We start from the raw sequence: 19,307 nt of genomic DNA on the forward strand, positions 1-19,307 counted from the left end.
TTCGAATCCCGCAACGAGGAACATCCATGCGCCAACCTGATATCGAGATTTACCTGAAGGATGCCGACGTCGACCACAAGGCCATCGCCGCCTGGCTGGGCGCCGCCTTGGGTCCGTGCTCCGACTGGGTCCAGAAGGGCCAGACCTACAAGTGCAAGGCCGGCAGCGTGCCCGTCACCTGGCTGCCGAAAGCTGTAGGCAAATGGAACAGCCTGTACCTGGAAAGCGACCAGACCCCGTGGGACGACGACATCGCCTGCGCCCGCGCTGCGTTTGCTGTGCTGAACGTTGAAGTGCGTTGCGCACCGGGGACCTGGGTCGAGGAAGAAGGTGAAGAAAGCGCCGACACCTGGATTCGCATCAGCGCCGACGGTGAAGAGCAGATCACCTGGAAAACAGCCTGATTTAAAACTGCAAACCCAATCAATGTGGGAGCTGGCTTGCCTGCGATGCAAGCACCTCGGTCTTTCAGGCAGACCAAAGTGATGCTATCGCAGGCAAGCCAGCTCCCACAGTTGATTGTGGTGATGCTTAAAGACCCACCACATCCTCAGCCTGCAAACCCTTCTCGCCGGTCACCACGGCGTACTCCACCTGCTGGCCTTCAGCCAGGGAACGGTGGCCTTCACCGCGAATGGCGCGGTAGTGCACGAACACATCCTTGCCATCCTCGCGCTGAATAAAACCATAGCCCTTTGCATCGTTGAACCACTTCACATTGCCGGTTTCGCGCGTTGCCATCTGTTTTGCTCCCACATGCTTTTTATTGTTGAGTCAGTCGCATTGAACTGCCGAGTATATGACAGGCTCAAAAAGCTTCAACTCAAGTTTATTTAGCCGCTTTTTTGCCGATTTTCGGCGAATACGGCACACTACCCGCCCGAGCACCTGCTCGGTTTTTTCCACTTGAAGCAGCACGCCTATGACCCGCTCCCCGTTCCGCCGTCTGGTGTTTGGCACCTTGCGCCGACTGTTGTACCTCTGGGTTCGCTCAGAGACGATCAACCAGTCGTCCCTAACCCTTAACCTGGACCGCAGCCGGCCGGTGTTCTACGTCCTGCAATCGCCCTCCCTCACTGAACTGGCGGTGGTCGATGCCGAATGCACCAAGGCCGGCCTGCCGCGCCCGGTGTTGCCAGTATCGGTGGGCCCGTTGATGGAACCGGCGGCGTTCTTCTACCTCACGCCAGATCCCGACTGGCTCGGCCGCCAGGACAAACGCGGCGCACCGCCCACCCTGACCCGGCTGGTCAACACCCTGACCGAACACGCCGAAGAGAATGCACAAATCATTCCGGTCAGCGTGTTCTGGGGCCAGTCACCCGAAAGCGAGTCCAGCCCGTGGAAGCTGCTGTTTGCCGACAGTTGGGCTGTGACCGGGCGTCTGCGCCGGCTGTTGAGCATCCTGATCCTGGGCCGCAAGACCCGCGTGCAATTCTCTGCGCCTATCAACCTGCGTGAATTGATCGAGCACAATAAAGGCCACGAACGCACCGTGCGCATGGCCCAGCGCATCCTGCGCGTGCACTTTCGTAACCTGAAAACTGCCGTAATCGGTCCCGATTTGTCACACCGTCGCAACCTGGTGAAAGGCCTGGTCAACATGCCACTGGTGCGCCAGGCCATCGCCGACGAAGCCGAGCGGGAAAAGATCAGCCCCGAAAAAGCCAAGGCCCAGGCCCTGCGCTACGGCAACGAGATCGCCTCGGACTACACCTACACCGCGATTCGCTTCCTTGAAGTGGTATTGAGCTGGTTCTGGAACAAGATCTACGACGGCATCAAGGTCAACAACATCGAAGGTGTGCAAAAGGTTGCCCAGGGCTACGAGGTCATCTACGTGCCTTGCCACCGCAGCCACATCGACTATCTGTTGCTGTCCTACCTGCTGTTCAAGAACGGCCTGACCCCGCCGCACATCGCCGCCGGCATCAACCTGAACATGCCCGTCATCGGCAGCCTGCTGCGCCGTGGCGGTGCGTTTTTCATGCGACGCACCTTCAAGGGCAACCCGCTGTACACCTCGGTGTTCAACGAATACCTGCACACCCTGTTCACCAAAGGCTTCCCGGTGGAGTACTTCGTCGAAGGCGGCCGTTCGCGCACCGGGCGCATGCTGCAACCCAAGACCGGCATGTTGGCGATTACCCTGCGCAGTTTCCTGCGCTCCTCGCGCATGCCGATCGTGTTCGTGCCGGTGTATATCGGTTATGAGCGCGTGCTCGAAGGCCGTACCTACCTCGGCGAACTGCGGGGCGCGAGCAAGAAGAAAGAATCGATCTTCGATATCTTCAAAGTGGTCGGCGCGCTCAAGCAGCGCTTTGGCCAGGTCGCGGTCAACTTCGGCGAACCGATCAAGCTGGCCGAATTCCTCGACGCCGAGCAGCCGGACTGGCGCACCCAGGACCTGGGCCCGAACTACAAACCGGCCTGGCTCAACGAGACCACCAACCGCCTGGGCGAACAGGTGGCGCGCCACTTGAACGAAGCCGCAGCGGTGAACCCGGTCAACCTGGTAGCGCTGGCGTTGTTGTCCACCACCCGCCTGGCCCTGGACGAACAGGCCATGGCGCGCCAGCTCGACCTGTACCTGGCCCTGTTGCGCCGTGTGCCTTACTCGCCCCATACCACGCTGCCGGAAGGCGATGGCCTGGCGCTGATCAAGCATGTGAAGGACATGGACCTGCTGTCGGAGCAAAGTGATGCTCTGGGCAAGATCCTGTACCTGGACGAACAAAACGCCGTCCTGATGACCTACTACCGCAACAACGTGCTGCACATCTTTGCCCTGCCGGCGTTGTTGGCGAGCTTCTTCCAGAGCAGCTCGCGCATGAGTCGCGAACAGATCCTGCGTTACACCCACGCGTTGTACCCGTACCTGCAATCGGAGCTGTTCATCCGCTGGTCGTTGGACGAGTTGGACACAGTGATCGACCAATGGCTGGAAGCCTTTGTCGAGCAAGGCCTGCTGCGTTTCGAGAACAACGTGTACCTGCGTCCGGCGCCAAGTTCGCGGCACTTTGTGTTGCTGACCCTGTTGTCCAAGAGCATTGCCCAGACCCTGCAGCGCTTCTACATGGCGATCTCGTTGCTGCTCAACAGCGGCCAGAACAGCATCAGCGCCGAAGAGCTGGAAGACCTGTGCACCATCATGGCCCAACGCCTGTCGATCCTGCATGGCCTGAACGCGCCGGAGTTCTTCGACAAGAGCCTTTTCCGACATTTCATCCAGACCCTGCTGGAGCAAGATGTACTGCGCCGCGATGAAGCCGGCAAGCTGAGCTACCACGACCTGCTCGGCGAACTGGCCGAAGGCGCGGCAAAACGTGTACTGCCCGCCGAGATTCGCCTGTCGATTCGCCAAGTGGCGTTGCATCGCGTCGACGGTGCTGCGGAGGCGCCGGTGGAGCCTGAAGCGCCCAAACCTGAAGAAAGCCGCTAGATTGAATAAGGCGTCGGGCGGTTTCCGACGCCGTTGACAAGGAGCTGTACCATGAAAAAGATCATTCTCCTCGGCCTCACGGCCTTGCTCGGAGCCTGCCAATCGATGAATCCTGCGCCCAAGGCCAGCCTCGACGGCGAGGTGTTCTACCTGCAACGCATCGCCCTGCCGCCTACCGCCACCCTGAGTGTCAGCCTGCAGGACGTGTCGTTGATGGACGCGCCGGCCGTGACCCTCGCCGAACAGAAAGGCCCAGTTAAAGGCCAGGTGCCGCTGTCGTTTCACTTGAGCTACGACCCTGCCCAGGTCAAGCCGGGCCACAGTTATTCGGTGAGCGCTCGCATCGAGCTCGATGGCAAGCTACTGTTTATCACCACCGAGCGACACACCGTGCAACTCAACGGCCAGGACCCACAACCGCTGCGCCTGCGGGTTGATGCCGTCGCGCACTGACACTTTCCAGTACACCCGATCAAAAGGAAGCGCCCATGCTCCGTAACTCCCTTCGCCTCACTGCCCTGTGTGCCGGCCTGCTGCTCGGCGCCAACGCCCTGGCCCTGGACCTTGGCAGCCTGTCCCAGGGCGACGCCTCTGGCGGCCTCAAGGACGCGCTGACCCAAGGCGCGCAGATCGCCGTGAAACAGCTGGGTGTACCCGGTGGTTTCAGCAACAACCCGGAAGTGAAGATCGGCCTGCCAGGCAAACTGGGCAAGGTGGCCGACAAGCTGAAGATGTTCGGCATGGGTGACCAAGTCACGCAACTGGAAACCAGCATGAACAAGGCGGCCGAATCCGCCGTGACCCAGGCTCAGCCGATCTTGGTCAATGCGGTGAAGAATATGAGCGTGACTGACGCCAAGGGCATCCTCACCGGTGGCCAGGACTCGGCGACGCAATACCTGAACAAGAGCAGCCGCGAACAGATCCGCGCCAAGTTCCTGCCGATCGTCAAGGCCGCAACCGACAAGGTTGGCGTAGCCCAGCAATACAACGCACTGGCCGGCAAGGCCGCAGCCTTTGGCGCAGTGGATGCCAAGAGCGCAAACGTCGAGAACTACGTGACTGAACAAGCGCTGGACGGCCTGTTCAAGATGATTGCCCAGCAAGAAGAAACCATTCGCAAGAACCCGGCGGCGGCAGCCACCAGCCTGGCGAAAAAGGTGTTTGGCGCGCTGTAACTGCCCTGCCCTTTCACTGCGCCCAGATCGCTGGCTACGGATCTGGGCGCAGTTGTTTCAGGCCAGCCGCTTAGCGATTAAACGCAAACAGCGGATACGAAGGCCGAGTAGGGTAAAGGTGCCCCGGGTCGGGAAACGGCTCGCCGTGTCCTGGCTTACAGTGAGGGTCGTGGCCGTACCCTGGCCCGGTTGGATAGGGGCGGTGATGATGGCCATACCCAGGCCTCAGTGGGTTAGCGGGTTCAAAGCCCTTGTGCGGCAGATTGTTCCCAAGCAAGGCCCCGAGAAACGCGCCTTTGAAAGCCGCAATCGCTGATAAGATCGTCATGTGACACTCCATACACTCATTGAAATAGGCTGGCTCGCCACTGGCGAGGTCCTGGCCCGTGCCTGTCCATCAGGCAAATCTGAGTGGAGTGCGACGGGCAAACGTTCCGAATGCCCTGACACCTGTTTGCGTCTGCATGTAAACGCCGCACAGTGTGCTTCAGTGAAATACCGAGTCGGCCAGCCGTCCCATCATGAGCGTGGCAAAGCAGCAGATCGCCACGGAGGTCACACGGTTGATCCTCAACGGCGTCAGCCACGCCTTTTGAAGGCCCTCGAACCGACTGCCCAGCAGGATCCAGGCCGTCCCTACCGGTATCACCACCACCGCAAGCGTCAGCATGAACCCTGCATACCCTTGCAGCGTGGCAAAGGCGTTCGCCGGTGCGATAAACGAAACTATCAACAGGCCTTTGGGGTTCATCACCGTCAGCCAGAAAAAGTACAGCCCGCTGAAGCGATCCCTTCCCGGATCGCGATCGCCACTGTTGCGTTGCCATAACTTGAACGAGATATAGAGCAGGTAGCAGGCCGCGACCAACTGGGTGAGCTTCAACGCCCACGGCGAATAGGCCGCCAGGTATTGCAGCGCCACGCCCCACGCGGAGACCTGGAGCAGGTACGCCAGGCATTCGACAAGCACCAGCCGCCACGACGCCCGATACCCGAACAACACCCCGGCGCGAAACAACAGGGTATTGGTCGGGCCAGGGGCAAGCAGCAACAACAGCAGGGCTGAAACGGTGGCCAGCATGATTACGCGACGTCCTTCCTCACTCGGAACCACGCAGCATACAGGGCTGGCAAGAACAATAGGGTCAACGCCGTCGCCACGATCAACCCCCCCATGATCGCCACAGCCATCGGCCCGAAGAACACACTGCGTGACAGCGGGATCATCGCCAGCACCGCCGCGAGGGCGGTGAGAACGATCGGCCGGAAGCGTCGGACGGTGGCCTCGATGATTGCCTGCCACGGTGCCAGGCCCGCCTTGATGTCCTGCTCGATCTGGTCCACCAGGATCACCGAGTTACGCATGATCATCCCCGACAGGGCGATGGTGCCCAGCATGGCCACGAAACCGAAGGGCTGGCGGAACACCAGCAGGAACAGGGTCACCCCGATCAAGCCCAATGGCGCGGTCAGAAACACCATCGCGGTGCGCGAGAAACTGCGCAGTTGCAGCATCAGCAACGTCAGCACCACCACGATAAACAGTGGCACACCGGCTTTGACAGAGTTCTGTCCACGAGCGGAGTCTTCAACCGTGCCGCCCACTTCCAGCAGGTAGCCGTCCGGCAATTCGGCGCGCACACCTTCCAGGGTCGGCAGGATTTGCTGGACCAGGGTGGCCGGCTGTTCCTTGCCATAGATATCGGCGCGGATGGTGACCGTTGGCAGGCGATTGCGGTGCCAGATGATGCCTTCCTCAAACCCATATTCGAGGGTGGCGATCTGCGACAGCGCGACGCTTTTGCCGTTGTCGGTCGGCACCGCCAGGCTTGGCAGCAGCGACAATTCGGTGCGCTCATGCGCGGTGCCACGCAGGAGGATTTCGATCAACTCGTTGTCCTCCCGGTACTGGCTGACGCTGGAGCCGGTCAACGAACTCTGCAGGAATTTCGACAAGTTGGCGGTGCTAACGCCGAGGGCGCGGGCGCGATCCTGGTCGATATTGAGGTAGACGATCTTGCTCGGCTCTTCCCAATCCAGGTGCACGTTGACCACATGGGTGTTTTCGCGAACCTTGGCCGCCACCTTGCGCGCCAGCGCACGCACTTCTTCGATGTGCTCGCCCGTCACGCGGAACTGCACCGGGTAGCCCACGGGCGGGCCGTTTTCCAAACGGGTGACGCGCGAACGCAGGTCGGGGAATTGTTCGTTGAGGGTCTCGATCAGCCAAGTGCGCAGGCTTTCACGCTCCTCGATGGTTTTGGCCAGCACGACAAACTGGGCGAAGCTGGCGGCAGGCAATTGCTGATCCAGGGGCAGGTAGAAGCGCGGTGAGCCCGTGCCGACATAGGCCACGTAGTTATCGATGCCCGCGTGTTCCTTGAGCAGTGCCTCCAGGCGCTTGACCTGATCGGCGGTGTTGCTCAGGGAGGCGCCTTCGGCCAGTTTCAAGTCGACCATCAACTCCAGGCGACCGGAAGCAGGGAAGAACTGTTGCGGCACAAAACGAAACAGCGCAACCGAGCCGATAAACAGCAGCAAGGTCAGGACGATCACAGTTTTGCGCCGACGCACGCACCACTCCACCAAGCGCCTTACACGCTGATAGAACGGCGTGCCGTAGGGATCAGGGCCGTCGGTGCCATGCTTGGCCGCGTGAATCTTCGCCAGGTCTGGCAGGAGTTTTTCCCCCAGGTACGGCACAAACACCACCGCCGCGACCCACGAGGCCAATAGCGCGATGGTCACCACCTGGAAAATCGAGCGGGTGTATTCGCCAGTACTCGATTGCGCGGTGGCAATCGGCAGGAACCCGGCCGCCGTGATCAGGGTGCCGGTGAGCATCGGGAACGCGGTGCTGGTCCAGGCAAAGCTGGCAGCCTTGAGCCGGTCGTACCCCTGCTCCATTTTGATCGCCATCATTTCCACGGCGATGATCGCGTCATCCACCAACAAGCCCAGGGCCAGCACCAACGCGCCCAGGGAAATCTTGTGCAAACCGATGCCGAGGTAATACATGGTGGCGAAGGTCATCGCCAACACCAACGGGATTGCCAGGGCTACCACCATGCCGGTGCGCACGCCGAGGGAGAAGAAGCTCACCAGCAACACAATGGCCAGTGCCTCGGCCAACACCTGGACGAATTCACCGACACTGGTTTTCACCGCGGCCGGCTGGTCTGACACCTTGCGCAACTCCATGCCTGCCGGAAGGTTCTTCTGCAGCCGCGCGAATTCGCCTTCGAGCGCCTTGCCCAGCACCAGGATGTCGCCGCCGTCACGCATGGCCACGGCCAGGCCGATCGCATCGGCGCCCATGTAGCGCATGCGCGGCGCGGGCGGGTCGTTGAAACCACGGTGGATGTCGGCGACATCGCCGATGCGGAAGGTTCGGTCACCCACGCGAATCGGGAAATTGCGGATTTCCTCCACACTTTTGAAGTTACCCGACACGCGCAACTGCACACGCTCGGTCGGGGTTTCAAAGAAGCCTGCGGTGGAGACCGCGTTCTGTTCCTGCAAGGCCTGCTGCACTGCCGCCAACGGCAAGCCGAGGGTGGCCAGCTTGAGGTTGGACAGTTCGATCCAGATCTTCTCGTCTTGCAGGCCCAGCAACTCAACCTTGCCCACATCCGGCACGCGTTGCAGTTGAATCTGGATGCGGTCGGCGTAGTCCTTTAGCACGGCGTAGTCGAAGCCATCACCGGTCAGGGCGTAGATGTTGCCAAAGGTGGTGCCGAACTCATCATTGAAAAACGGCCCCTGGATATCCGGCGGCAAAGTCTGGCGGATGTCGCTGATCTTCTTGCGCACCTGGTACCAAAGCTCGGGAATCTGCGCCGAGTGCATGGAATCGCGGGCCATGAAGGTGACCTGGGATTCCCCTGGGCGCGAGAATGACACGATGCGCTCGTAGTCGCCGGTTTCCATCAGCTTCTTTTCGATACGCTCGGTGACCTGGCGCGAGACTTCCTGGGCCGTCGCTCCCGGCCAGTTGGTTTTGATGACCATGGCCTTGAAGGTGAAGGGGGGATCTTCACTTTGCCCCAACTTGGTGTAGGACAAGGTGCCGACTACGGCCAGCAGGATCATCAGGAACAGTACGATCTGGCGATTACGCAACGCCCATTCGGAAAGATTGAAACCCATCGGGGACTACTCCTTGACCGCCAGATTCACGACTCGGTTGGAGCGATCCACCGGGCGCACTTGCTGGCCCTCATGGAGTACATGCACACCTGCGGCGATCACCCAGTCGGTGGGGCTCAAGCCTTCGAGCACCGGCACGGTTTTCTCGCCAAACGCACCGATGCGCACCGGGGTGCGTTTGAGCGTGTTGTCCGGTTGCACGCGCCAGACGTAGGACGCGCCGTTCTCTGCGCTGAGGGCCGACAACGGCACCGACAGCGGAATCACGCCGTCGGCCTGGACGAATACGCGGGCACTCTGGCCCAGTTCGGCGGGGACTTTACCGCCGGTGAAGGCGACACGGGCGGCAAAGGTGCGGGATTTGGGATCAGCGGCAGGCGACAGTTCGCGAATGCGCCCGGCAAAACGCTGGTCGGGCTGGCTCCACAACTCCACCGACACCGGTTGGCCGATCTTGAAACGGCCGAAGCCTTGCTCGGGCAGGCTGATCAACACTTCACGCTCGCCGTCGGTAGCCAGGGTGAACACCGTCTGGCCTGCGGACACCACTTGGCCCACTTCGACTGCGCGCTTGGCGACCACTCCGTCCTGGGGCGCCCGCAACACGGCATAGCCGGCCTGGTTGCTGGACACGTCAAACTCGGCCTTGATCTGCTTGAGGCGCGCTTCACCGGATCGGTAGAGGTTCTCGGAATTGTCGTACTGAGAGCGGCTGACCATCTGACGGTCCATCAGGGTCTTGTAGCGGTCGCGCTCGGCGCGCACCAGGCTCAGGTTGGCCTCGGCGGCGGCCACCTGCGCGCGAGTGGCTTCCAGTTGCAGGCGCACGTCCTGAGGGTCGAGCTCGGCCAGCGGTTGGTTGGCCTTGACCCGTTCGCCCTCCTCCACCAGGCGCTTGCTGACTTTGCCACCGATGCGAAAGGCCAGGTCCGGCTCGTAGCGCGCCCGCACCTCGCCTGGGTAGCTGTCCATCGCCTGCGCCGAAGGCTGCGGTTGCACCACCATGGCCGGGCGGACAGTGGTCTGGGCCGCTTCTTCATGGCCGCAGGCGGCCAAGAGGAAGACCAGGCTGGCAGGCAACGCAAGGGGCAGGAAAGTACTGCGCATGCTGAAGGACCTTTCGCAAATGTAGCTAGGAATAATTATACTGACGGGTATGTTATTAATACCAAACTCACCAGTCCAGTATTAAAGGTGAAAATGTCCGACAATCTCATCAACACCAATAGCCCCGGGCGTCCCAAGGACATGGCAAAACGCCAGGCTATCCTCGAAGCCGCGAAAATCCTGTTTTTGAGCAATGGCTACGCCAGCACCAGCATGGATGCCGTGGCGTTGGAAGCCGGCGTGTCGAAGCTGACCGTCTACAGCCACTTCACCGACAAAGAGACGTTGTTCACCGCCGCCGTCGTGGCGACGTGCGAGGAACAGTTACCGGTGATGTATTTCGAATTGCCCGAAGGCATGCCCGTGGAAACGGTGCTGCTGAATATTGCGCGGGGCTTCCATCGGCTGATCAACAGCGAGGAGTCGGTGAACCTGCATCGCCTGATGATGACCACCGGCAACCAAGACGTGAAGCTCTCGCAGATTTTCTTCGAAGCGGGCCCGATGCGCATGCTTCAAGGTATGGAGCGCCTGCTCAGCCGGATCGACCAGAGCGGCGCCCTGAGCATCGACAAGCCGTTTACGGCAGCCGAGCACTTCTTCTGCCTGCTCAAGGGCACGGCAAATTTCTGTCTGCTGTATGGCTGTGGCGGTCACCTGAGTGAGGAAGCCGCCGAGGCGCATGTGCAGGATGTGGTGGGGTTGTTTATGCGGGCGTATCGCCCCTGAGACCGCTATCGCCGGCAAGCCGGCTCGTACAAGGGCAGCACATTTTCGTGTAGGAGCCGGCTTGCCGGCGATGAGGCCCTAAAGGCCAACAAAGAATCAGGCCTTGAGCGCCTTCTTCGGATAAATGTCATACCGGCTGGATTTCCCATCCAGTGCATGGCTCGGCTTGGGCCCTTCGATGCACGGCGCCTTGCGCGGGCGCTTGACCACCACCCGGTGGCTGGCCAAGGCCAGTGCTGCGGCCAGCAACGCAGGGGCATCCGGATCATCCCCCACCAAAGGCCGGAACAGGCGCATTTCCTTCTTCACCAGGGCAGTTTTCTCACGATGAGGAAACATCGGATCGAGGTAGATCACCTGGGGCGGCTCGCCTTCCCAGTCGCGCATCACCTCAATGGAATTGCCCTTGAGCAGCTTCATGCGTGCCACGATGGGGGCCACTTCAAAATCGTCCGCACCGCGTGCCAGGCCGTCTTCGAGCAAAGCGCCAATCAGCGGCTGACGCTCGATCAGGCTCATGTCGCAGCCCAGGCTGGCCAGCACGAACGCGTCCTTGCCCAAACCCGCCGTGGCATCCAGCACCCGTGGGCGCACGCCCTGGGCAATGCCGACCGCCTTGGCGATCATCTGCCCGCTGCCACCGCCGTACAACCGCCGATGCGCCGCGCCACCTTCAACAAAGTCCACCCGCACCGGCCCCGGCGCGTCAGGCCCGAGCTGTTGCAACTGCAGGCCCTGTTCACCGACTTGCAGGGAAAAGTCCGCATCCGCCAGCGCTAACGGCAAGCCAAGTCGCGCCGCCCATTGCTCGGCAAGGGCCTGGAAACCTTCGGCCAAGGCTTCGACCTGAATGCGGCTGGCCGCTGGTTGTTCGCTCATCAATCGCTACGCTCAAAAATATTAAGGATCGGCAAACAACGGCCGATAAAAACAACAGTCAGGTATTTTGCCAGAGCTGAGCGTCGACCGAGAAAAATGTCAGACATTCTTCCCCTAACCATCGGTGTACTGCCGACCCACAACCACTACGGCCTGCGCAATACCCAAGCGCTGGCCGGGGTGAGCCATGTGTGGCAGGACTTCTTCGCCCGCGCACTGGCCGAGCAGCTTGGCGAAACGCCGGACGCGCTCGCCGCTAAGGCGCCAGCACCGGCAGACCCTGCGGTAGAACCGCGCGAAGGCGCCGACCTGCTGTCGCAGATCCTCACCCAGCGCGAGTGCGACGTGACAGACACCGAAATCGCTCCGCCTGAGCCGCTGTTCCTGCCAATCGCCGAGTTCGAAACCGATTTGCTGCCACCGGCCGCGACGCCATTCCCGCAGGAAGAAATCGTCGCGCAACAACGCCAACAGAATTTCGAAAGCGAATGGGTCCGCCCGCTCGTATTGAATGCAGGCCAGCCGCTGCCAGAACCAGGTCCGGCACCCGACCCGCGCCCCCTGCACCTGCCGATTGCCGAGTTCGAACTGGACCTCTTGCCACCGGCTGCAACCCCGTATCCCACCGAAGAGCTGGTGGCACAACAGAAGGCCTTGGACTTCGACTACTACTGGGCGCGCCCGCTGGTCACCCAGAACCTGCGCCTGGCCGCCTGATTCACCCCTTGAAAAAGGCGTTGGCCTGGCTGAAGGGCATCTTGCGTTCCGTAAACGTAAAAGTGCCCAACTCATACACCTCCTGCGCTGCACGGTAAAACTCGCCATAGGCCGCCAAGGCCAGGGCCGAGCCGACGCTGATACGCCGCACACCCATCTCGCTCAGTTGCGCCACGCTGAGGTTCAGCCCACCGGACATCAACACGTTCACCGGCTTGGGCGCGACCGCCTTGACCACCGCCAGCACCTCTTCGGCACTGCGCAACGCCGGCGCATACAGCACGTCGGCACCGGCTTCGGCGTAGGCTTGCAGGCGGCGAATGGTGTCGGGCAAATCCAGGCGACCGTGCAGGAGGTTTTCCGCGCGTGCCGTCAGCGTGAACGGGAACGGCAAGCTGCGGGCAGCAGCAACGGCTGCTTCTACGCGCTCGACGGAGAGGTCAAAAGGATAGATCGGGTCAGCGGCAATGCCGGTGGCGTCTTCGATCGAGCCGCCCACAATGCCGGTGGCCGCAGCCCGCAGAATGGTCTGGGCACAGCCTTCGGGCGTGTCGCTGAAGCCGTTTTCCAGGTCCGCCGCCACTGGCAGTGAAGTCGCCCGGGCGATGGTGCCGGCGTTGCCCAGGGTGTCTTCAAGGGATAGCGCCCCTTCTGCATCCGGCCGGCCGAGGCTGAAGGCAAAACCCGCACTGGTGGTGGCCAGGGCTTCGAAGCCAAGGCTGGCCAGCATGATCGCGGAGCCCGCATCCCACGGGTTGGGCATCACGAAGGCACGCTCACGTTCATGCAGGGCCTTGAAGGTTTCGGCGCGAAGGGTTTGGGCATCCATGGCTGACTCCAGGCGAAAAAGGAGCCTTAGAGTAACCCCAGTTGCTCCGCAGCGGGTTCCCGATGCAAGGTCGGCAACGCTGGCAAACCGGGCAGGCGCGCCATCAGCTTGTCGTGAAAGCGCAGCGCCAGTTGGGCGGCGAGGCGGTTATCCGAGGTGTGCAGGAAGACGTAGGGCGTGCGCCCTTCTTCGATCCAGGTGGCGATCTTTTCAACCCAGGGGATCAGGAACGGATCGTTGGCTTCCAATTCCGGATGGCCGATGAAACGCACCTGTGGGAATTGAGTGAGCGCTGCCGGACGGGGCGGCACCTTGGGCTTTTTCGATTGGGCATGCAGCACCGCCGCCGAGGTCGACGTGCAACTGAACAACGCGCGCGGATCGAGGCAGATGCGCTCCACACCCCGGTCACGCAACAAGCGGTTGAGCATGCGCTCGGCATCGCCTTTGGCGAAGAACTCCGGATGGCGTACTTCGACTGCCAAGGGGCGCTCGAGGCCGTCGATGAACCCGGCCAGTTCGCCAAGGCGTTGCGGCGAGAAACTCGCCGACAGTTGCAGCCACAGCGGCGTAACGCGCTCACCCAACGGGCTCATCAAACCGACGAAGCTTTCGGCAGCCGGCAACTGTTCGCGCAAGTCGCCACCATGGCTGATATCACCCGGGAATTTGGCGGTGAACCGAAAATCATCGGGCATGATTTCGGCCCAGCGCTGCACCGTGGCGGCCGAGGGGCGCGCGTAAAACGTGGTGTTGCCTTCAACGGCATTGAAGACCTGTGAATACAGGCCAAGGTAATCGCTGGAGCGGGCATCGGCGGGGTACAGGTACTCGCGCCAGGCGTTTTCACTCCAGGACGGACACCCGATGTAGTAAGGCAGGCGCATCAGATGTGGATATCGAGACCCAGCACTTCCATATCCCATTCGACAAAACCGGCGGTGGTCAGGTAACTGGCCAGGGCGGTGGCGACGCTTTTGCTCATGGAGCGGGGGAAGACCATGTCTTGCTGACGGGCGGGAAGACCGCTGATACGCGCTTGGGCATTGGCTTGCGTATCGGACTGGACTTCGATGAAGTCCGGCGAATCCTCGACGGAATCGTCCACCGTAGCGTTGGCCTTACGCGGCTTGCGCTTGATCGGGTACGACTGTGAGGAAAAGCCATCAATACGCATGGGCGCGAACTCGCTATCAGTAATGGCATTTTGGCAGCACTGTCCGTAGTGCGCAAATGCTCTGGTGATAACTAGAACACATAATTTGAAAAAGGTTTAAAAGCGCGGGCAAATTCTGACGATTGGTGAAATTCACACCAAAATGCCAGCATTTTTGGCGTCAAATAATCCCGCGTTCGGCCTTGGTCTGCGCCACTTTATCGCGCAGGTAAACCGGTGCCGCCTGGTCGGCCGGGATGGCTTCGCCGCGTTCGAACGCAAAGCGCGCCAGGGCCAGCAAGTCTTCAGCGTGGGGCAGCATCGTGGCGTCCTGGCCAACCGTTTTAACACCGATGCGCTCGCCATACCCCCAACCGGTGCCAGCACCGAACCAGTCACCGCTGGCATCCTGCGGCAGTGTCGACGCCTCGGGCGCCTGCACAGCCTCCTCGCCTACCAGGCGCATCTCCCCCGCCGTTTCGCGGTAGCAGCCCCAATAGACTTCGTCCATGCGCGCATCGATTGCCGCTGCCACTTGCTTGGCGCCGTGTTCACGCAAAGCGCGCTGTGCCAACACCGCCAGGTTGGACACCGGCAACACCGGACGCTCCAGCGCAAACGCCAGGCCCTGCACCACACCGATGGCAATGCGCACACCGGTGAACGCGCCCGGGCCACGGCCAAAGGCGATGGCGTCCACGGCTGACAGGGTGGTGCCGGCGTCTTCCAGCAGTTGTTTGATCATCGGCAACAGCTTCTGCGCGTGCAGGCGCGGGATCACCTCGTAGTGGCTCGTGACCTTGCCGTCGTGCAGCAGGGCAACGGAGCAAGCTTCAGTCGCGGTATCCAGGGCCAACAGGGTGCTCATCGGTGCGGGTGTCCAGGTCGAAAAAAAGTGCGCCAGTATAAACAACAACGGCCCGCAAGCGGGCCGTTGTCTGTGAAGCCGACCGAAGGATCAGCTCAACGCTTGCAGCACCTTGGCGGTGATGGCTTCTACCGAGCCAACGCCAGGGATGTGGCTGTACTTCGGCTTGCCCTGGGCTGCAGACAGCTTCTGGTAGAAATCCACCAGCGGCTTGGTCTGGGAATGGTAGACCGACAGACGATGACGCACGGTTTCTTCAGTGTCGTCTTTACGCTGCACCAGGTCTTCGCCAGTGACGTCATCCTTGCCTTCAACCTTTGGCGGGTTGTAGACGGTGTGGTACACGCGGCCCGAGGCTTCGTGAACACGGCGACCGGCAATGCGCTGGACGATTTCTTCGTCTTCAACGGCGATTTCAACCACAGCGTCCAGCTCGACGCCGGCCTTCACCAGGGCTTCAGCCTGGGGAATGGTGCGTGGGAAACCGTCGAACAGGAAACCGTTCTTGCAGTCTTCCTGGCTGATGCGTTCCTTGACCAGGTTGATGATCAAGTCATCGGAGACCAGGCCACCGCTGTCCATCACGCTCTTGGCGATCAGACCCAGCTCGGTGCCGGCCTTGACGGCAGCGCGCAGCATGTCGCCCGTGGAGATTTGTGGAATGCCGAATTTTTCAGTGATGAACTTTGCCTGAGTACCTTTACCGGCCCCGGGAGCTCCCAGCAGAATGACGCGCATCGATGTGCTCCTCAATTTTTTATAGAGATGACGCTCGGATTCGCCGCATGGGGCCAATCTCGTAGAAATGGGTCCAGGCCGATCAAACGGCCAAAGGCTGATCAAGATACACAGCGGGCCCTCACCATACAAGCCGCCAAAAGTCGCAGGAACCCTCGTCGGGCATACGCCACAGGCAGGGTGCGCCTGGGTGCAACCCCGACCTGCAAACGCAGGCCGCCCCTATCGGGACGGCCTGTATGCTTCATCTGCAAGCTATTGAGAACACGCAAGAAACCTCAACCGGTGTTGCGTAAACCGGCGGCAATACCGGCCACAGACACCAGCAGCGCCTGTTCCAGAGGGCTGTCCTGCGCCGCTTCCTTTTGACGTGACCGCGCCAGCAACTCGGCCTGCAGCAGGTGCAAGGGGTCGAGGTAGGTGTTGCGCAGGCGGATGAACTCCAGGGTGTCTGGGCTATGGGCCAGCAGTTGCGACTGGCCAGTCAGGCCAAGCACCACGCTGCACGCCTGCGACAATAGGTCGCGTAAGTGCGCACCCAACGGCAGCAAGTCTGGTTGCACCAAACGTTCGTCATAAAGCTGAGCGATGTCGGCGTCGGCCTTGGCCAGCACCATTTCCAGCATGTCGATGCGGGTACGGAAGAACGGCCAACGCTCACGCATCTGCTCCAGCAACTCGCCTTCGCCGCGCTCCAGCGCCTTGCTCAGCGCCGCCTCCCAGCCCAGCCAGGCCGGCAGCATCAGGCGGGTCTGGGTCCAGCCGAAGATCCACGGAATCGCACGCAGGCTTTCAATCCCCCCGGCACGCCGCTTGGCGGGGCGGCTGCCCAGCGGCAAGCGCCCCAGTTCCTGCTCAGGGGTGGATTGGCGGAAGTACTCGACGAACTGCGGATTTTCCCGCACCACGGCGCGGTAGGCACTGACCCCATCTGCCGCCAATTCATCCATCAAATGGCGCCAGGCCGGCTCCGGAGGAGGCGGTGGCAGCAAGGTGGCTTCCAACACCGCCGCCAGGTACAGGTTGAGGTTCTGCTCGGCAATGTCCGGCAGGCCGAACTTGAAGCGGATCATCTCGCCCTGCTCGGTGGTGCGGAAACGCCCCGCGACCGAACCCGGTGGCTGCGACAGGATCGCCGCATGGGCCGGGCCGCCGCCACGGCCAACGGTGCCACCGCGGCCGTGGAACAACAACAGCTCCACCTGTTGCTCACGGCAGATGTCCACCAGGCGCTCCTGCGCGCGGTACTGCGCCCAGGCCGCTGCGGTGGTGCCAGCGTCCTTGGCCGAGTCGGAATAGCCGATCATCACTTCCTGCGGGCCTTGCAAGCGTGCGCGGTAACCCGGCAATTGCAGCAGCCGCTCCATCACCGGCCCGGCGTTATCCAGGTCGGCCAGGGTTTCGAACAACGGCACCACGCGCATCGGCCGTTGCACCCCCGACTCTTTAAGCAGCAGTTGCACCGCCAATACGTCCGACGCCGCCCCCGCCATGGAGATGACGTACGACCCCAGCGAAGCGGCCGGTGCAGCGGCAATTTCCTTACAGGTGTTCAAGACTTCAGCCGTGTCTGCCGACGGTTTGAAGTAGCCCGGCAGCAACGGCCGACGATTGGCCAGCTCCTGGGTGAGGAAGCTGATACGCGCCTCCTCATCCCAGTCTTCATAGCGGCCCAGGCCCAGGTAGTCGGTGATTTCGGTCATGGCCGCGCAATGACGGCTGGAATCCTGGCGCACATCCAGGCGCACCAGGAACAGGCCAAACGTCACCGCGCGGCGCAGGCAATCGAGCAACGGGCCGTCGGCGATCACGCCCATGCCGCACTCATGCAGCGATTGGTAGACCAGCTCCAGCGGGTCCAACAGGTCACGGTTGTTTTGCAGCACATCAGCCGGCGCCACGGTGTTGGAGGTCAACGCCGTGTGCGCCCATTGCCGGGTGGCACGCAGGCGTTCACGCAGCTGCTTGAGCAGCGCGCGGTAAGGCTCGACGCTGTCACCGACCTTGGCTTGCAGGGCCGGGCTGGCCTGGCGCATCGACAACTCCGAGGCCAGGTGATCGACATCACGCAGGTACAGATCGGCAGCCATCCAGCGCGCCAGCAACAACACCTCGCGGGTGACAGGCGCGGTGACATTCGGGTTGCCATCACGGTCGCCGCCCATCCACGAGGCAAAGCGGATCGGCGCCGCCTCCAACGGCAAACGCAGGCCCGTCGCGGCGTGCAGCGCCTGGTCGGCCTTGCGCAGGTAGTTGGGGATGGCGTGCCACAGCGAATGCTCGATCACCGCAAAGCCCCACTTGGCCTCGTCCACCGGGGTGGGCCGAATGCGGCGGATTTCTTCGGTGTGCCAGGCTTCGGCAATCAGCCGCTGCAAGCGCTCGCGGATCTGCTTACGCTCGGCCGTGGTGAGGTCGCGATGGTCCTGCAGCGCCAGTTGCGCGGCGATCGCATCGTATTTCTGGATCAGGGTACGGCGAGCAACTTCGGTGGGGTGAGCGGTGAGCACCAGCTCGATGTCCAGCCGCGCCAACTGGCGGGCCAGGGATTCGTTACTGTGGCCTTCGCTCTGCAAGCGCGCCAGCAACTCGGGCAACACGCGGGACTCAAACGGTGCCGGTTGCGACTCATCGCGCCGGTGGATCAATTGGTACTGCTCGGCAATATTGGCCAGGTTGAGGAACTGGTTGAACGCCCGCGCCACGGGCAGCAGTTCGTCTTCCTGCAACTGGTTGAGGCTGGCGCTCAATTCATCGCCAGCACCATGACGGTCGGCCTTGGCGCCTTTGCGAATCTGCTCGATCTTGTCGAGAAACTCATCGCCGTACTGCTCTCGAATGGTGTTGCCCAACAGCTCACCCAGCAGGTGAACATCCTCACGCAAGCGTGCATCGATATCACTCATCAGCCAATCTCCAGCCAGAAATCCGGGACGCGCAGGGTTTCCAGAGTGCCGCCAGCATCCATTTATGACAAGACTTTAAACCTTGTGGGTTGCAGCTAGTCTCAACACTACGTCGCCTGTGTTTATCCACGCGGGCGGCGGGTCACTCATCACCGCCTGCTATCGCGGGCTTTACTGAGGTTGCCATGAAAATTCGAGAATTGGCCCAACAGTGGGAAGAGAATGCCAAGGGTCGCCTGACCAAGACTGAATACGCGATCCACCTGGACGTGGAATCTGCCGCACGCCTGGCGGCCATTGCCGAGATGTACCCCAAGCGCCGCACTGAAGAGTTGCTCGGGGAACTGATCGGCGCCGCCCTGGAAGAGCTGGAAGCGAGCTTTCCCTACATCAAGGGGCAACAGGTGATTGCCACCGATGAAGAGGGCGATCCGCTGTACGAAGACGTCGGCCCTACGCCGCGCTTTCTCACCTTGTCACGGCGCTATCTACATGATTTGTCAGCCAGTGCTGACGAGAAGAAGCACTGATAAACATCCGCTGAATCCCACCTGACCCGCGTATTCCGGGCCTCACAGAGGCTCGGTGTACCGCTGCGCGACTTGAAAG

18 protein-coding genes are annotated in these 19,307 nt (G+C 61.5%); 7 read left to right on the plus strand and 11 right to left on the minus strand.

Features of this window, described 5'->3' with window-relative positions; all coding sequences use genetic code 11:
• The first annotated feature begins 26 nt into the window (after positions 1-26).
• Positions 27-404: a hypothetical protein gene (locus ACVWVP_RS24315; protein ID WP_178919047.1), complete on the plus strand. Its 378-nt coding sequence runs from the start codon at positions 27-29 to the stop codon at positions 402-404.
• 127 nt (positions 405-531) lie between these two features.
• Here ACVWVP_RS24315 and ACVWVP_RS24320 read toward each other — a convergent pair whose 3' ends face one another.
• On the minus strand, positions 532-741 hold the full coding sequence (locus ACVWVP_RS24320) for a cold-shock protein (protein WP_003219353.1): 210 nt from the start codon (positions 739-741) through the stop codon (positions 532-534).
• Between the two features lie 181 nt (positions 742-922).
• Between ACVWVP_RS24320 and plsB the strand changes: the two genes are divergently transcribed.
• Genes plsB through ACVWVP_RS24335 form a run of 3 tightly spaced genes read left to right on the plus strand, consistent with a single transcriptional unit; the run spans position 923 to position 4,620 of the window.
• Positions 923-3,442, plus strand: a complete 2,520-nt coding sequence (plsB, locus tag ACVWVP_RS24325) for a glycerol-3-phosphate 1-O-acyltransferase PlsB (protein ID WP_178919049.1) — start codon at positions 923-925, stop codon at positions 3,440-3,442.
• Between the two features lie 51 nt (positions 3,443-3,493).
• Positions 3,494-3,895 carry a YbaY family lipoprotein gene (locus tag ACVWVP_RS24330; protein ID WP_457408473.1) on the plus strand — a complete coding sequence of 134 codons (402 nt, stop codon included), beginning with the start codon at positions 3,494-3,496 and terminating at the stop codon, positions 3,893-3,895.
• A gap of 35 nt (positions 3,896-3,930) precedes the next feature.
• Complete coding sequence (locus tag ACVWVP_RS24335) at positions 3,931-4,620, plus strand: DUF4197 domain-containing protein (protein WP_178919052.1); 690 nt, start codon at positions 3,931-3,933, stop codon at positions 4,618-4,620.
• A gap of 487 nt (positions 4,621-5,107) precedes the next feature.
• Here the strand turns inward: ACVWVP_RS24335 and ACVWVP_RS24340 are convergent, their stop codons facing one another.
• Genes ACVWVP_RS24340 through ACVWVP_RS24350 form a run of 3 tightly spaced genes read right to left on the minus strand, consistent with a single transcriptional unit; the run spans position 5,108 to position 9,876 of the window.
• The gene (locus tag ACVWVP_RS24340; protein ID WP_259171812.1) at positions 5,108-5,701 is read right to left on the minus strand and encodes a LysE family translocator; all 594 of its coding nucleotides are present in this window, start codon (positions 5,699-5,701) and stop codon (positions 5,108-5,110) included.
• A gap of 2 nt (positions 5,702-5,703) precedes the next feature.
• Positions 5,704-8,769, minus strand: a complete 3,066-nt coding sequence (locus tag ACVWVP_RS24345) for an efflux RND transporter permease subunit (protein WP_178919054.1) — start codon at positions 8,767-8,769, stop codon at positions 5,704-5,706.
• 6 nt (positions 8,770-8,775) lie between these two features.
• Positions 8,776-9,876, minus strand: a complete 1,101-nt coding sequence (locus tag ACVWVP_RS24350; RefSeq protein WP_457408475.1) for an efflux RND transporter periplasmic adaptor subunit — start codon at positions 9,874-9,876, stop codon at positions 8,776-8,778.
• Between the two features lie 93 nt (positions 9,877-9,969).
• Between ACVWVP_RS24350 and ACVWVP_RS24355 the strand changes: the two genes are divergently transcribed.
• On the plus strand, positions 9,970-10,605 hold the full coding sequence (locus tag ACVWVP_RS24355; RefSeq protein ID WP_457408478.1) for a TetR/AcrR family transcriptional regulator: 636 nt from the start codon (positions 9,970-9,972) through the stop codon (positions 10,603-10,605).
• A gap of 96 nt (positions 10,606-10,701) precedes the next feature.
• On the opposite strand, the gene ACVWVP_RS24360 is transcribed toward ACVWVP_RS24355, so the two are convergent.
• The gene (locus ACVWVP_RS24360) at positions 10,702-11,484 is read right to left on the minus strand and encodes a class I SAM-dependent methyltransferase (protein WP_178919057.1); all 783 of its coding nucleotides are present in this window, start codon (positions 11,482-11,484) and stop codon (positions 10,702-10,704) included.
• 96 nt (positions 11,485-11,580) lie between these two features.
• Here ACVWVP_RS24360 and ACVWVP_RS24365 point away from each other — a divergent pair, with 96 nt between their 5' ends.
• Positions 11,581-12,201, plus strand: a complete 621-nt coding sequence (locus ACVWVP_RS24365; RefSeq protein WP_178919058.1) for an energy transducer TonB — start codon at positions 11,581-11,583, stop codon at positions 12,199-12,201.
• A gap of 1 nt (position 12,202) precedes the next feature.
• On the opposite strand, the gene ACVWVP_RS24370 is transcribed toward ACVWVP_RS24365, so the two are convergent.
• From ACVWVP_RS24370 to ppc, 6 genes are all read right to left on the minus strand, one after another.
• Positions 12,203-13,030 (minus strand): isocitrate lyase/PEP mutase family protein, encoded by an 828-nt coding sequence (locus tag ACVWVP_RS24370; RefSeq protein ID WP_457408479.1) that lies wholly within the window; start codon positions 13,028-13,030, stop codon positions 12,203-12,205.
• A 26-nt stretch (positions 13,031-13,056) separates the two neighbouring features.
• Positions 13,057-13,917 (minus strand): DUF72 domain-containing protein, encoded by an 861-nt coding sequence (locus tag ACVWVP_RS24375; RefSeq protein WP_457408481.1) that lies wholly within the window; start codon positions 13,915-13,917, stop codon positions 13,057-13,059.
• Positions 13,917-14,207: a hypothetical protein gene (locus ACVWVP_RS24380; protein ID WP_457408484.1), complete on the minus strand. Its 291-nt coding sequence runs from the start codon at positions 14,205-14,207 to the stop codon at positions 13,917-13,919. The genes ACVWVP_RS24375 and ACVWVP_RS24380 overlap by 1 nt, the downstream gene beginning before the upstream one ends.
• Positions 14,208-14,367: 160 nt before the next feature.
• Positions 14,368-15,054, minus strand: coding sequence for a tRNA (adenosine(37)-N6)-threonylcarbamoyltransferase complex dimerization subunit type 1 TsaB (gene tsaB, locus ACVWVP_RS24385; protein WP_457408485.1), 687 nt, complete (start codon positions 15,052-15,054; stop codon positions 14,368-14,370).
• 90 nt (positions 15,055-15,144) lie between these two features.
• Entirely contained in the window at positions 15,145-15,792 is a 648-nt protein-coding gene (gene adk, locus ACVWVP_RS24390) for an adenylate kinase (RefSeq protein ID WP_010212617.1), read from the minus strand.
• A 278-nt stretch (positions 15,793-16,070) separates the two neighbouring features.
• Entirely contained in the window at positions 16,071-18,698 is a 2,628-nt protein-coding gene (gene ppc, locus ACVWVP_RS24395; RefSeq protein WP_457408487.1) for a phosphoenolpyruvate carboxylase, read from the minus strand.
• 185 nt (positions 18,699-18,883) lie between these two features.
• Here ppc and ACVWVP_RS24400 point away from each other — a divergent pair, with 185 nt between their 5' ends.
• A complete protein-coding gene (locus ACVWVP_RS24400) occupies positions 18,884-19,228 on the plus strand; it encodes a pilin assembly protein (protein WP_176999373.1) in 345 nt (114 codons plus the stop codon).
• Positions 19,229-19,307 lie beyond the last annotated feature (79 nt).

It is taken from the genome of Pseudomonas sp. TE24901, from assembly GCF_054058375.1.